This window comes from Pseudomonas sp. R9.37 (assembly GCF_963878885.1).
In the GTDB taxonomy this organism is placed as follows: Bacteria; Pseudomonadota; Gammaproteobacteria; order Pseudomonadales; family Pseudomonadaceae; genus Aquipseudomonas.
Genome location: NZ_CAWNZA010000043.1, coordinates 98,710 through 112,335, shown reverse-complemented (window position 1 = coordinate 112,335; position 13,626 = coordinate 98,710). Strand labels below are relative to the sequence as shown.

The window sequence follows — 13,626 nt, the reverse complement described above, 5'->3', positions numbered from 1 at the left end:
CGTCGAGGGCTGAATCATCGGGGCCAGACGCTTATCTCTTAAAGTAATCTTTAAAGTTATACATAGATCTAAATTGAATATGAGAAACATCCTGAAACGCCAAAGCCACGGCCGGCGCGGCCTGTGGCGAAGGCGCGGTTTTTCGATGCATTTCAGGCATAAAAAATATTCAGTAAAGGCATCGAATGCGGCGGGTGGGCTTGCCCCGCGCGGGGTTGCACAGCAGACCCACCGGGAAAAAAACGCGGTGTCAGGTAGATCGGTTGGGCAGGTTTTGAGGCGGCTACACAGCCCAACGCGGGGCAAGGCCGCTCGCCAGGAACATGGCGCTCGGCGACTGCTTTACGCTGGGCTGTTGGCGCATAACGCGAGCAATTGACGTTGCAACGTCTGCCCGGCTGCGCCCAACCCGCTGCGGCCATATAACGCCAGGCGCACGCCTTGCACCGCGGGCAAACCACTGTCCTCGCCGAGCACCACGTGCCCCGGTTGCACTACCCGGCGTGGTAACAGGCTGATACCGAGCCCCGCCGCCACTGCCGAACACACACTGGCCAGGCCGGCGCTGGAATAGCCGATGCGCCAGCGCCAGCCGCCCACTTCCAGGTGATGCAGCATTTCATTGCGGTACAACCCACCCACCGGAAACGCCACCAAGGGCAACGGGTCGCGGCCCAGGGACGGCATGCTGCGGCTGTCGACCCAGCACAGGGGCTCCGGCCACGACGCCAGGCAGTCGTCGCTGGCACCCATTTGCTTGACCAGCAACACGTCGAACTCACCTGCACGGTATTGACGCTGCAGCTCCGGGCCGAGGCCGCTGGTGACTTCCAGGCGCACGCGCGGATAGGCCACCACAAACGACGACAGCAACGGCATCAGCCGTTCAGCGGCAAAGTCCTCTGGCACCCCCAGGCGCAGCACGCCGTCGCTTTGCTGAGTGATCAGCACGTCGGCAGCCTCTTCATGCAGCGCGAGGATGCGCCGCGCGTACGCCAGCAAGCGCTCACCCTCGGCGGTGGCCACCACGCGGCGCTGATCGCGGTCGAGCAACTGGCACGCCACGGCCTCTTCCAGGCGGCGGATCTGCTGGCTCACGGTGGACTGGGTCACGTGCAGGCGCTCGGCGGCGCGGGTGAAATTGCCGCAATCCACCACGGCGACAAAACTGCGTAACAACACGGGGTCGAACATGGCGCTTCACCATTGCGTTTGCCACTGATTGGCATGGTTATATTTAATTTCAGAATACCTCGCGAGCTGCCCATACTGCCTGCCTCTTTTGCACACCGGAAAGGTCCTGCATGCCGCTCAACCCTTCATTTATGAGCAGACTCGCCGGTTGGGGCCTGCTGGTAGTGCTTGGCCTGAACCTACGGCCGATCCTCAGTTCCATCAGCCCATTGCTCGGCGAGATTCGCCAGGCCACGGGCCTGAGTTTCCAGAGCAGCGCCCTGCTCACCAGCCTGCCGGTGGTGTGCATGGGCCTGGTGGCGCTGGTCGGCGTGCGCGTAGAGGCACGACTGGGCGAGCGGCGCGGTATTGCCCTGGGCTTGATGATGATTCTGCTGGCGTGCCTGGCGCGCTGGTTGATGGGCCAGGCGTCGGCGTTACTGGTCACAGCCTTGCTCGGCGGCGCCGGTGTGGCGCTGATCCAGGCGTTGGTACCGGCGATGATCAAGCGTGAATTCCATCACCGTGTGCCGGTGGCGATGGGCGTGTATTCGGCGTCGTTGATGGCCGGTGGCGGGCTGGCCGCGCTGCTCAGCCCGGTGGTGGCCACGCACTTCCAGCAATGGCAGGCGGGGTTGGGCGTGTGGCTGCTGCCGGCGCTGGGGGCGTTGCTGCTGTGGGCGTGTTTGCCGTTGGGTGCGCCGCGCAATCCTCACATGGCCCCCACGTTCAAAGGCCTGCGCAATCGTCGCGCGTGGCTGCTGGCGCTGTATTTCGGTTTGGTGAACTGCGGCTACATGAGCATGGTGGCGTGGCTGCCTGCGTACTATCAGCAACTGGGCTGGGGCGTGTTGCCGAGCGGTTCGCTGCTGGCCTTCATGACCATCTTCCAGGTGATCGCCGCGCTGTTGATGCCGGTGCTGGCGCAACGCGGAGTCGACCGTCGTCCGCTGCTGGGCATCAGCCTGTTGGCGCAAACCATCGGCTACCTCGGCCTGATCATCGCGCCGCTGGACTATCCGCACCTGTGGGTGGCGCTGTGCGGCTTCGGCCTGGGCGCGTGTTTCGCCCTGAGCCTGCTGCTGACCCTCGACCATCACCGCGACCCACGCCAAGCCGGGCAACTGGCCGCCTTCGTGCAAGGCGTGGGCTTTCTGATCAACGCGATTTCACCGTGGCTGACCGGCTGGCTGCGCCAACTCACCGGCGGCTTTGTCAGCGCCTGGGTGGTGCTGACGGTGACCGCGGTGGCGATGCTGCTGGTGACACGGGTGTTCAGCCCGGCCACCTATCGCAGCGCATCAGAAGTCGTAGCGCCCAGTCACGCCTAAAGTGCGCGGTGTGCCCAGCAGGCCTTCGTAGCCGCCGTTGCCGCCGGTCCACAGGGTGGTGTAGTAGGTTTTGTCGAAGGCGTTTTTCAGCCACAACGACACGTCCCACTGCCCTTGCTGATAGTTGCCGCGCAGGCCGGTGGAGAGGTTCACCACGGCGTAGGCGGGGATCTGCCCGTAGTCGGAATCCTCGACGGTGCCCACTGCTTTGGAGCGGAACGCGTAGCTGGCAGTCACGTAGGGTTCGAAGCCGTTATCCAGGTTCCACTTGTACTCACCGTTGGCGTTGGCGATCCACTTGGACGCGCCGACCACCTGGTGGCCGGTCAGGTCGCAGGACGCCGGCGCACCGGGGCGCAGGCTGACTTCCGGTGGGCACGGCGCATCCTTGTAAGACAGGTAACTCACATCGTTGAACGAGCCGTTGAGGTTCAGCGTCAGGCCCTTGAGCGGCACCAGCGTGCTTTCCACTTCAACACCGCGCGAGCGCACGGAGCCAGCGTTGGTGAGGTACTGCACGCGGTTGTCCTGGTCGTAGGCGTTGGTCTGGTAGCCGTTGACCTGGGTCCAGAACAGGTTGGCATTGAGCTGCAGGCGGCGGTCCCACAGCGTGCTCTTGAAGCCCAGCTCGGCGTTGTTGGCGCGCTCGGTGCCGATCAACAGTGAGTCGGCCCCGGCGGTCGGCGCGGAGCCCACGGCCAGGTTGACCCCACCGGACTTCTCGCCATGAGACAAGGTCGCGTAGCCCAGCAGGTTCTCATTGAAGTGATAGCTGAGGTTCAGCAGCCCGGACGGCGTTGCGCTGTACTGGCTGAGGTCGCCCGAGTCGTACACCCCGGCACGCCCGCGCCGCGCCGTGGCTGCCGCGCCGGTCACCGCCGCGCCCCCCACTGGCGCATTGCGCGTGACCCAGGCACTTTTCTCTTCATAGGTGCCGCGCAGGCCGGCCGTGAAATCCAGGCGCTCGGTGAGGTGCCAGGTGCCTTGGGCGAACAGGGCAAAACTGTCGGTGCGGATATGCCCGTTGCCGACGCTGCTCACATTGTTCAACGCGCCGGTTGGCGTGCCGTTCCAGATATCCGCCTTGGGCCCGTAGTAGGCAAAGGATTTGTTATCCAGCGAATTGCCGAAGTAATAAGCGCCCAGCACGTAGTCGAAGAAGCCACCGGTAGGCGAGGCCAGGCGGAACTCCTGGGACCACTGTTTATCTTCCACCGACACCCCGGCGTTATACGCCGCCGGGACATTGAGGCCGTCATCGTTGCGCGGGGTGAAATTCCACCAGCGATACGAGCTGACCGAGGTCAGGGTGAAGTCGCTGGGCAGGGTCCAGTTGGCCTCCACAGACGTGCCGCCCTGGAACACGGTAACGTGCTGGTCGTTGTCCAGATTGACCTTGCGGTGAGTGCCATCCACCAGTGTCGCTCCCGCCGCCGTTGCCCGCGATTGATACAGATTGGTGCCATTGATGGTCGGCCCGGTGCTGTACAGCACGCGGGTGCCGGCGCTGGAATCTTCCTCGTTGTAGTCGCCGATCCAGCGCAGGTTGAATGTCTCGCTGGGCTTGTACAGCAGCTGCCCGCGAAAGCCCTGGCGTGAGCCGCCGTTGAGGTCGTGGCCGTTGTATTCGTTCTTGATGTCGCCGTCGCTGCGCGTGCGATAAGCCGAAAAACGCCCGGCGAGGTCATCGGTGAGCGGGCCGGAAATAGTGCCCTTGGTCTGGAAATAACCGTCCTCGCCCAACGAGGTTTCAATGCTGCGTTCCGGGGTAAAACTTGGCGCGCGGGTGCTGATATTGATCACGCCTGCGGTGGTGTTTTTGCCGAACAGCGTGCCTTGCGGGCCACGCAACACTTCAAGCTGTTCGATGTCCATCAAATCGAACACCGCCATGCCCGGTCGGCCGAGGTACACGTTGTCGATGTACAGCCCCACGCTGCCTTCCAGGCCGTCGCTGGCCGGGTTGTTGCCCAAGCCGCGAATCGACACGCTGGACTGGCGCGCATGCATGTAGGCAACGTTGACGCTGGGCACCAGTTGCTGCAAATCCTGAATCCGATAGACCCGCTGACTCTCCAGCGCCTGGCCGCCAATCACGCTCATGGGCGTGGGCACCTCCTGGGCGCTTTCGGTGCGCCGACGCGCGGTCACCGTGACCGTCTCAAGCTGGCCGCTGGCGTTTTCGCCCTTGCTTTCCGGCGCGGGCGTTTCGGCGGCCTGGGTCGGCGACCAACTGGTGCTGCCGGCCAGTAACATGGCCATCGGCAAGGACTTCAACAGACTCATAAGCGGCTCCGGACCCCGGAAATATCCCTTATCGAATATTCCATTAGGTTATTTATTTATGTTTTTACGAACATTTACTGCATAAGAGATAGCCTTTATAAGGAGTCGACCTAATGCATAGCCAATGCATTTCCCGGATATTTTTGATGTGAAAAATGCATATCGATCTGCGCCAACTTCGCCACTTCATCGCCCTCGCTGAACAGCGCAGTTTTGTCGCGGCAGCGTTGGCCGTGAACCTCTCGCAGTCGGCCTTCAGCCGCAGCATCCAGGCGCTGGAACACAGTGCCGGGTGCCAACTCGTGGACCGTGGCCGCAAGGACCTGGCGCCCACCAAGCAAGGCCAGGTGCTGCTCGAACATGCGCGTCGGCTGGTCAGCGGCGCGCAGCAACTGGCCAACGAGATCAGCCAGTTCAATGGCCTTGAGGCCGGTGAATTGCGCTTCGGCTGCGGTCCGGCACCGGCGGCCGGGTTGATCCCGCGCGCCATCGGCAGTTTTATCGGGCGTTACCCCAAGGCGCGCGTGCAGTTCCAGGTGGATGACTGGCAAAGCCTGAGCAAGCGCCTGCTCAGCGAAGAGTTCGAATTTTTCGTCGCCGATACCCGCCACTTCGAAGCCAACCCGGACTATCACACCCACCGCCTGCGCGCGCGGCGCTGGTATTTCTGCTGCCGCGCCGGGCATCCGTTGGCCGCGCGCAGCAGCGTGAGCGCCGCCGAGCTGATGAGTTATCCACTGGCCGTGACCATCCGCCCGCCGAACCTGCGCAAGGTCATTGTCGACCTCAGCGGCCGGCCGGACTACCTGCCCAATGTGGAATGCGAAAACGGCTACAGCCTGATGGGCGTGGTGCTGCGTTCGGACGCCATCGGCATCGTCAGCGCCAACAGCGATGTGCTGCACATGGCGCGGGGCGAGTTGGTGTGTTTGACCATTGATGGGCTGGCGGAAGACCTGGAGGAGCGTTACACCCGCTATGGCATTGTCAGCCGCGCGGGGTATCGATTGTCGCCGCTGGCCGAAGCGATGATCGAGCAGATCAAGCAGATTGATGAGTTGGATGAGGATGTGTGTGCATTGGAGAATGTCGCTGTTTGAGTAAACGCCTTCGCGAGCGAGCCCGCTCCTACAGTTGAACGCATTCCAATGTGGGAGCGGGCTTGCTCGCGAAGGCGTCAGCAGTAGCACCCATGCATTCCCTGCATAAAACCCAGTCCTCAAATGCACTTGCCAGTGCCCCTGCGAACAGCGAAAACCGTCACCTTTGTTCTGTTCGGTGAAGCCCCATGTCCCAACCCAACCCCGTGCGCAACGTGCTCTACATCATGTGCGACCAACTGCGCCGCGATTACCTGTCGTGCTACGGCCATGCGCATTTGCACACGCCGAATATCGACCGCTTGGCCGCTGCCGGCGTGCGCTTCAGCCGGGCCTACACCCAGGGCACCATTTGTGGGCCGTCGCGAATGTCGGCCTACACCGGGCGCTATGTCAGCAGCCATCAGGTGGCGTGGAACGCGGTGCCGCTGCCGCTGGAAGAGCTGACGATTGGCGATTACCTGCGCCCCCATGGCATCCGCACTGCCCTGGTCGGCAAGACCCACGCCACGCCGAATCTGGACGCCCTGCAACGTCTGAATATCGCCCCCGACAGCGCGCAGGCCGAGCCGCTGAATGAGGTCGGGTTTGACGCGTACATGCGCCACGACGGCATTTACCCTGACAGCCCACTGTTCGAGGACAAACGCGAGTCCGCCCCGTACACCCATTACCTGCGTGAACAAGGCTACGACGGCAGCAACCCGTGGCATGAATGGGCCAATGCCGCCGCCGGTGAAAACGGTGAAATCCTCAGCGGCTGGCACATGCGTCACTCAGGCAAGCCTGCGCGCGTGGCGCAGGAGCATTCGGAAACGGTCTACACCACCGACCGCGCCATCGATTTTATCGCCGAACAAGGCGAGCAGCCGTGGTGCCTGCACCTGTCCTACATCAAGCCGCACTGGCCCTATATCGCTGCGGCGCCGTACCACGCGCTGTATGGCGCCGAGCATGTTCAGGCGCCCATTCAACCTGAACACACCAGCGATCACCCGGTTTACCACGCCTTCCGCCAGCACCAGGAGAGCCTGAATTTCTCCCGTGATGAGGTGCGGCTGACGGTGATCCCGACCTACATGGGGCTGATCAAACAGGTCGACGATCAACTCGGGCGGCTGTTCGATTTTCTGCAAAGCAACGGCCGTTGGGACGACACGCTGATCGTGTTCACCAGCGACCACGGCGACTTTCTCGGCGACCACTTCCTCGGTGAAAAGGAGTTCTTGCTGGAGCCTGCGGTGGGCGTCCCGCTGATCGTGCGCGACCCGCGCGCCAGCGCCGACATCAGCCGTGGTTCAGTGGACGCACGCCTGGTGGAAACCATCGACGCCCTGCCGACCTTCATCGACGCCCTGGGTTTGCCGGCGGCTGACCACCGCCTGGAGGGCCGTTCGCTGATCCCGCTGCTGCACGGCAAAGACATCACTTGGCGCAACTACGCCATCGCCGAATACGACTATGCGTTCCAGGCCCCGGCCCGCGAGCGTCTGGAACAGCCCATCGACCGTTGCCGCATGACCATGGTGCGCAGCGAGCGCTGGAAGTACCTGGCGTATGACGGCTTTCGCCCACAGCTGTTTGATCTTCACAATGACCCGCAGGAATTACACGACCTGGGTGCCGATCCGGCCTATGCGGCGGTGCGCGAAATGCACCTGGGCTATCTGTTCGAGTGGCTGCGTGGGTTGAAGCGGCGCACCACTATCAGCCACGCGGAGATTGATCAGCGTGGCCAAGGGTTTCGTTATGGTGAGCCGGAGGCGGAAAAAGTGGTGCAGATAGGCGTCTGGTAAACACCACAAACCAATGTGGGAGCGGGCTTGCTCGCGAATGCAGCCTGTCAGTTGATACTTAGATCGACTGACACTGCGCATTCGCGAGCAAGCCCGCTCCCACATTTTTGATCTCCAAACTTAGCCTAGAGCCCCTTTGTCGTCTGGCTACGCTGCCCCTGCACACCTACCGGCACGTCGCCCTTGAGCGTTACCCGGCGCACGATGCGTTCCTGGGTGCCGTAGTCATCCACCGCGTAATGCTGGGTGGCGCGGTTGTCCCAGATCGCCACATCGCCGGCGTTCCAGCGCCAGCGCACGGTGTTTTCCAGGCGGGTGACGTGGCTTTGCAGCAGATTGAACAGCTGCGTCGAGTCCGCCTGGGAATAGCCTTTGAGGCGCTTGACGAAGTGCCCCAGCAGCAAGGTTTTCTCGCCGCTGACCGGGTGCACGCGCACCACCGGGTGTTCGGTCTCGTACACCGTGGAGGTGAACACCTTGCGGTATTCCTCAAGCTTTTCGACCGATACATCCGGCTTGCGCCCGGCGTAGTCGTACTCGTTGCTGTGAATCGCCCACAGGGTGTCGGCCAGGGCGCGCAGCTCGACGCTGAGGTCGTTGTAGGCGCTGGACGTGTTGGCCCACACGGTGTCGCCGCCGGATTTTGGCGCCAGCACCGACCGCAGGATCGAGGCTTTCGGGTAGGCGTCAACGAAGGTCACGTCAGTGTGCCAGGAGTTGGCGCGCTGGCCGCGCGTGCCATCCAGTTCCAGCAGGAACCGCGTGCCGTCGCGCACCGGCACGGTCGGGTGGGCAATCGGCTCACCGAGCAAGTGAGCGAAGGCTTCCTGGCTCTGGTCGTCGAGGTGGGTCTGCTCGCGAAAGAAGATCACTTTGTACTGCACCAGCGCTTGCTGGATCGCGTCGACGGTGGCGGCATCCAGGTCACCGGACAGTTTGATGCCACGGATCTCGGCGCCGATGCGGCCAGCGACCGGGTGGATGTCCAGCGCCTGGGCGACGGGTTGAACAGCTAATGCGGCGTTGCTCATGGTGAAGACCCTCATGTGCCTGCTGATGGTGGGGATGCCTTCCGGCAACGCTCTATTGATATGCATTTTAGATCTAGCAAATGAATCAATGCTTCGTTGACGGAATAAGAGCTTGCATTTAAAACCTCAGCTCCCTCGGTCGCAAATGCCTTCGACCTATTTTTCAGATGCCGGGAAAGCATATGGATCTTCGCCAACTGCGCTACTTCATCGCCCTCAACGAACACCGCAGTTTCGTGCGTGCAGCGGACGCCATGGGCATCACCCAGCCCGCCTTCAGCCGCAGCATTCAAGGGCTGGAGCAAGAGTTCGGCTGTGTGCTGGTCGATCGCGGCAACAAGGATCTGCGCCCCACGCCCGAGGGCCAGGTGGTGCTGCAACACGCCTTGAGCCTGGTGCACGGCGCCGCCCTGCTGAGCAGTGAAGTGACGCGCATGACCAAACTCGACGCCGGTGACCTGCGCTTTGGCACCGGGCCGGCGCCGGCCGTGAAACTGGTGCCGGATGCGGTGGCGCGGTTCATCGGTGCGCACCCGAAAATCCGCACCAGTTTCCAGGTGGACAATTGGGAGAAACTCAGCCGCGCCCTGAGCCGTGAAGAGATCGAATTCTTTATCGCCGACATTCGCCAGTTCGAAGCCGACCCGAACTTCCAGACACGCGCACTGACGCCCAAGCGCGGGGTGTTTTTTTGCCGACCGGGGCATCCGTTATTGGCCAAGGACAGCTTGTCGACCAACGACATGTTCGACTACCCGCTGGCCTCACCGCTGATCTCCCAGGGCATCCGAAAATTGTTGGCGAACCTGAGTGGGCGCATGGACTTTTCACCGAGCATTCAGACCGAGCATTTCCCGGCGCTGGTGAAGATCGTGCTGCAGTCCGATGCGATTGGCGTGGGCACTGAAGAAGCGTTTGCCGAAGACATCGCCCAGGGCTCGCTGGTGCTGCTGCACTGGCGCAACCTGCCGCAGAACCTGGAGACCATGAGCGCGCGCTGCGGGATTGTCAGCCGCACCGGGTCGCGGTTGTCGCCGGCGGCGAAGGCGATGATTGAGACGCTGGTGGAGGTGGACAGGCAGCAGGTGAGTGTGGCGGTTTGAAGGCCTCATCGCGGGCAAGCCCGCTCGCCCAGTTGGAAGGCGTTCCCCTGTGGGAGCGGGCTCGCCTGCGATAGCGATAACCCAGCCACCACCAGGCTCAGCGCCCCGCCGCCGCCAGATTGGGCGCCACCCAATCGCCCACCTGAAACGGCTTGCGGATCAGCCGCTCTTTGGACGCCAAGTCCACCGCGTCTTGCAATTTGCCGAGGAACACCGGGTCCAGGGTCGAGGGGAAAATCTCGCTGAGTTTCTGGTCTTTCAGATCGTTGGTCAGGATCACCGGCGGGTAACTGGCCAGCCCCGACACCAGGTCGATGTAAGCCTGCTTGTTGTTGTCATCGGTCAACCACTGCACCGCCTGCTGCTGGGCCTTGAGCAACGTGGCCACGGCTTGCGGGTGTTCATCCACAAACTTGGCACTGCCCACCAGCACCGCCTGCACGCTGCCGGCGCCACCGATGTCCTTGGTGGTCAGCGGTATCTCGGCCAGGCCCTTGGCTTGCAGCGCCGTGAGACCTGAACCGCCCCAGGTGGCGTCAATCTGTTTGGCGGCCAGGGCGGCAATGGCGGCGCTGAAGTCCAGGTTGATGACTTTCAGATCCTTCTCACTCAAACCCTGGCTGGCCAGCGCGGTGTCGAATGACAACTGGCTGGCCGTGCCGCGGAACACGGCGACGCGCTTGCCCTTGAGGTCTTGCAAGGTCTTGATGCCGGAGCCTGGCACCACGGCGAGGTAATGCTTGACGCCGCGCGCCGAGGCACTGAGCAAGCGCGTGTCCAGGCCATTGGAGCGACCGATGATCGCCGCCAGGTCGCCCAGGTAAGCCAGGTCCACCTGGCCGTTGGCAAAGGCCTCATTGATCACCGGGCCTGCGCCCTTGAAATAATTCCATTGAATCTTGATGCCCTGATCGGCAAAGGCCTTTTCGAAGATTTGCTGGCTTTGCAGTACATCGGTTACCCCGCCGCCGCTGTGCTGGCTGCCCGCACTGAGGTCGGGCACGGCGATGCGAATTTCCGTGAGATCGGCAGCCTGCACCAACCCGGCCAGGGCAGTGCCGACGAACAGGCTGATCAGACGTTTGAAGGGCAGTTTCATAAGCGCAGCTCCTGGTGGGCGACGGTCGCCTGGGGAGCAGAAAGTAGGCACAGGCCGATCAAAACTTTAAATACTATAAATTCACAATTTAATAGCTTTTGGGACTATGCGAGCTAAAACGCAGGCTCCAGAGGGATATGCATAAACAGCATCGAAAATATTCTTCGAATGCATTGGATGCGTGTCGGACAGAGGCTTTAAATGATTTTTCTTATCTCACAATCATCTTGTTTGCATTTTTCTAAGATCGAAATCACATAACGCCCACGGCGACAACGGAGGTCCTCCATGGCCCGAATTTCACTTCTGAGCCTACCTCTGGCGGCCCCCGGCAAAGACGCCGCGCCGCGTTGGCCGAAGCTGAGCGAACGCCTCATACCCTGGCTGCTGCCGCTGGCACTGTTTGCGCTGTGGTGGCTGGCCAGCCGCAATCACTGGATGAGCCAGCAGATTCTGCCGCCGCCCTCGCTGGTCTGGAGCACCGCAGTGGAACTGGCCGGCGGCGAGTTGTGGAGCCATCTGGCGATCAGCGTGCAGCGTTTGTTCTGGGGGCTGCTGGCCGGTGTCGGCGCAGGCGCGCTGTTGGGCGCGCTATTGGGGTTCAGCGCCCGGGCGGAGCGCCTGATATTTCCAACCTTCAGCGCGCTGTCGCAAGTGCCGACCCTGGCATGGATTCCGCTGTTCATGGTGTTTTTCGGCATTGGCGAAACGCTGAAACTGGTGGTGCTGGTCAAGGCAATCGTCGTGCCCGTCACCCTGCATACCCTGGTCGGCGTGCGTGATGCCCAGCCCAACCTGCGCGAAGCCGCTCGCGTGCTGCGCCTGCCCCCGCACCTGTTGATCCGCCGCCTGATCCTGCCCGCCGCGCTGCCGGCATTCATGGCCGGTGTACGCCTGGCCCTGGCAGCGGGCTGGACGTCGTTGCTGGCGGTGGAGTTGTTGGCGTCCAGTGAAGGCATCGGCTACCTGATGGTCTGGGCGCGCCAGTTGTTCATGCTCGACATCGTGTTCGTGTGCATCGTGGTCATCGGCGTGCTGGGCGTGGTGATGGATCGTGGCATCGGCTGGCTGGATCGCAAATGGGTGCACTGGCCGCACCCGGCCACCGCGCAGATTCGTCGCGGGCCGCGCTATCAAGGCTGGCAGCGCCTGCAACCGTGGTTACTGCCGTTGCTGTTGGTAGCGCTGTGGCAGATGGCGACGCAGCATGGCTGGGTGGACGCCAATATTCTGGTCAGCCCATGGGCGGTGCTGCAAACCACTGGCGCCGGCGTGCTGGATGGCAGCCTGTCCGGCGCCGTGGTCAAAAGCCTGGGCCGCACACTGGGCGGCCTGCTGCTGGGCGGCGGCCTGGGCTTTGCCATGGGCCTGTGGCTGGGGCTGTCGCGGCGCAGTGAGCGCGTACTCGGCCCGACCTTGGCCGCGCTGCGCCAGATCGCGATTTTTGCCTGGGTGCCTTTGCTTACCGCGTGGTTTGGCCTGGGCGAGTTGGCCAAGTCAGTATTTATCGCACTCGCCGCGTTTTTCCCGCTGTTTATCGCCACCCAACGCAGCGTGCTCAACCTGTCGCCGCAACTGCGCGAAGCGGCGCAAGTGCTGCGCCTGAACCTGTTCCAGCGCCTGCGCCGTCTGGTGTTGCCGGGCGCGGCGGCGGGGATTTTCGCCGGCCTGCGCCTGAGCCTGATCTACGCCTGGCTCGGCACCATCGGCGCGGAATACTTCATGCCGTCCAATGGCGGCATCGGCAGCCTGATGATCGGCGCCCAACAGCTGCTGCGCATGGACGTGATCATGAGCGGCATGCTGCTGGTCGGCCTTACCGGCGCCACGCTCAATTTTATCGGCCAACGCATCGAAACCCGCGCCACCCGCTGGAGACACGCATGAACGCACCTATCGTCCGCTTCAACCATGTGGGCAAGTCCTTCGACGTCGACGGCTTCGAGCTGGAGGCTATTCGCGAATTCAACCTGGAGATTGCCGAGGGCGAATTCGTCGCGATTGTCGGCTCCAGCGGCTGCGGCAAATCCACCCTGCTGCGCCTGTTGGTGGGGCTCGACACGCAGTTTCGCGGCGACATCCAGGTCGACGGTAAGGCCGTAAACGGCATCGGCGGCGAGCGCGGCATTGTGTTCCAGGAGCACCGCCTGTTCCCCTGGCTGACCGTGGCGCAAAACATTGGCCTGGGCCTGGTCAACGAGCCGCTGAGCGAAGCCGAGCGCAACCGGCGCATCAGCGACTTTATCGAGCTGGTGGGCCTGAGCGACTTTACCCGCGCCTATCCCCATCAGCTGTCCGGCGGCATGGCGCAGCGGGTGGCGATCGCCCGTGGCCTGGTCGCCAGCCCGCGCATCCTGCTGCTGGACGAGCCGTTCGGCGCCCTCGACGCGCTGACCCGCCAACAAATGCAGGACGAGCTGTTGGCGATCCGCGCGCGCGCCAAGATCACCACGGTGTTGGTGACCCACGACGTGGAAGAGGCGATTTTCCTCGCCGACCGCGTGGTGGTGATGGAGCCTCGGCCTGGGCGGATCAAGCAAATCGTCGATATCGCCCTGCCCCATCCGCGCCAGCGCAGCAGCTTCGAGTTCCACCAGCTGCGCGAAGAACTGCTGCATGAACTGATCAGCGATGACCACTATCAGCCGCCGGTGCGCGAACAGATTCGCGACCTGCCGCTGGCCTTTATTGCCTGCTGAAGAGGAGT

The 13,626-nt window shown here is 62.7% G+C and carries 10 protein-coding genes; 6 read left to right on the top strand and 4 right to left on the bottom strand.

The window, feature by feature from the left end:
• Positions 1–342: 342 nt before the first annotated feature.
• Positions 343–1,194: a LysR family transcriptional regulator gene (locus AACU78_RS19610; RefSeq protein ID WP_106577373.1), complete on the bottom strand. Its 852-nt coding sequence runs from the start codon at positions 1,192–1,194 to the stop codon at positions 343–345.
• A 110-nt stretch (positions 1,195–1,304) separates the two neighbouring features.
• Here AACU78_RS19610 and AACU78_RS19605 point away from each other — a divergent pair, with 110 nt between their 5' ends.
• The gene (locus AACU78_RS19605; RefSeq protein WP_106577372.1) at positions 1,305–2,504 is read left to right on the top strand and encodes a CynX/NimT family MFS transporter; all 1,200 of its coding nucleotides are present in this window, start codon (positions 1,305–1,307) and stop codon (positions 2,502–2,504) included.
• On the opposite strand, the gene AACU78_RS19600 is transcribed toward AACU78_RS19605, so the two are convergent.
• Complete coding sequence (locus tag AACU78_RS19600) at positions 2,475–4,766, bottom strand: TonB-dependent receptor (RefSeq protein ID WP_371924129.1); 2,292 nt, start codon at positions 4,764–4,766, stop codon at positions 2,475–2,477. The two genes, AACU78_RS19605 and AACU78_RS19600, sit on opposite strands and share 30 nt — an antisense overlap.
• 179 nt (positions 4,767–4,945) lie before the next feature.
• Between AACU78_RS19600 and AACU78_RS19595 the strand changes: the two genes are divergently transcribed.
• Positions 4,946–5,890, top strand: a complete 945-nt coding sequence (locus AACU78_RS19595) for a LysR family transcriptional regulator (protein WP_106577370.1) — start codon at positions 4,946–4,948, stop codon at positions 5,888–5,890.
• Positions 5,891–6,078: 188 nt separating this feature from the next.
• On the top strand, positions 6,079–7,686 hold the full coding sequence (locus tag AACU78_RS19590; RefSeq protein ID WP_106577369.1) for an alkaline phosphatase family protein: 1,608 nt from the start codon (positions 6,079–6,081) through the stop codon (positions 7,684–7,686).
• A gap of 125 nt (positions 7,687–7,811) precedes the next feature.
• Here AACU78_RS19590 and AACU78_RS19585 read toward each other — a convergent pair whose 3' ends face one another.
• Complete coding sequence (locus AACU78_RS19585) at positions 7,812–8,717, bottom strand: TauD/TfdA dioxygenase family protein (RefSeq protein WP_106577368.1); 906 nt, start codon at positions 8,715–8,717, stop codon at positions 7,812–7,814.
• 182 nt (positions 8,718–8,899) lie between these two features.
• Here AACU78_RS19585 and AACU78_RS19580 point away from each other — a divergent pair, with 182 nt between their 5' ends.
• Entirely contained in the window at positions 8,900–9,820 is a 921-nt protein-coding gene (locus AACU78_RS19580) for a LysR family transcriptional regulator (protein ID WP_106577367.1), read from the top strand.
• Between the two features lie 97 nt (positions 9,821–9,917).
• On the opposite strand, the gene AACU78_RS19575 is transcribed toward AACU78_RS19580, so the two are convergent.
• On the bottom strand, positions 9,918–10,919 hold the full coding sequence (locus tag AACU78_RS19575) for an ABC transporter substrate-binding protein (RefSeq protein ID WP_106577366.1): 1,002 nt from the start codon (positions 10,917–10,919) through the stop codon (positions 9,918–9,920).
• A gap of 288 nt (positions 10,920–11,207) precedes the next feature.
• On the opposite strand from AACU78_RS19575, the gene AACU78_RS19570 reads away from it, so the two are divergent.
• Positions 11,208–12,806, top strand: coding sequence for an ABC transporter permease (locus AACU78_RS19570; protein ID WP_106577365.1), 1,599 nt, complete (start codon positions 11,208–11,210; stop codon positions 12,804–12,806).
• On the top strand, positions 12,803–13,618 hold the full coding sequence (locus tag AACU78_RS19565; RefSeq protein WP_106577364.1) for an ABC transporter ATP-binding protein: 816 nt from the start codon (positions 12,803–12,805) through the stop codon (positions 13,616–13,618). Before AACU78_RS19570 ends, AACU78_RS19565 begins: the two co-directional genes overlap by 4 nt.
• Positions 13,619–13,626: the final 8 nt, after the last annotated feature.

Excerpts from the sequence above, each read along its gene's own strand:
- AACU78_RS19575 (WP_106577366.1), bottom strand. The coding sequence starts at position 10,919 with ATGAAACTGCCCTTCAAACGTCTGATCAGCCTGTTCGTCGGCACTGCC.
- AACU78_RS19595 (WP_106577370.1), top strand. The coding sequence starts at position 4,946 with ATGCATATCGATCTGCGCCAACTTCGCCACTTCATCGCCCTCGCTGAA.
- AACU78_RS19600 (WP_371924129.1), bottom strand. The coding sequence starts at position 4,766 with ATGGCCATGTTACTGGCCGGCAGCACCAGTTGGTCGCCGACCCAGGCC.
- AACU78_RS19605 (WP_106577372.1), top strand. The coding sequence starts at position 1,305 with ATGCCGCTCAACCCTTCATTTATGAGCAGACTCGCCGGTTGGGGCCTG.
- AACU78_RS19590 (WP_106577369.1), top strand. The coding sequence starts at position 6,079 with ATGTCCCAACCCAACCCCGTGCGCAACGTGCTCTACATCATGTGCGAC.
- AACU78_RS19610 (WP_106577373.1), bottom strand. The coding sequence starts at position 1,194 with ATGTTCGACCCCGTGTTGTTACGCAGTTTTGTCGCCGTGGTGGATTGC.
- AACU78_RS19570 (WP_106577365.1), top strand. The coding sequence starts at position 11,208 with ATGGCCCGAATTTCACTTCTGAGCCTACCTCTGGCGGCCCCCGGCAAA.
- AACU78_RS19580 (WP_106577367.1), top strand. The coding sequence starts at position 8,900 with ATGGATCTTCGCCAACTGCGCTACTTCATCGCCCTCAACGAACACCGC.
- AACU78_RS19565 (WP_106577364.1), top strand. The coding sequence starts at position 12,803 with ATGAACGCACCTATCGTCCGCTTCAACCATGTGGGCAAGTCCTTCGAC.
- AACU78_RS19585 (WP_106577368.1), bottom strand. The coding sequence starts at position 8,717 with ATGAGCAACGCCGCATTAGCTGTTCAACCCGTCGCCCAGGCGCTGGAC.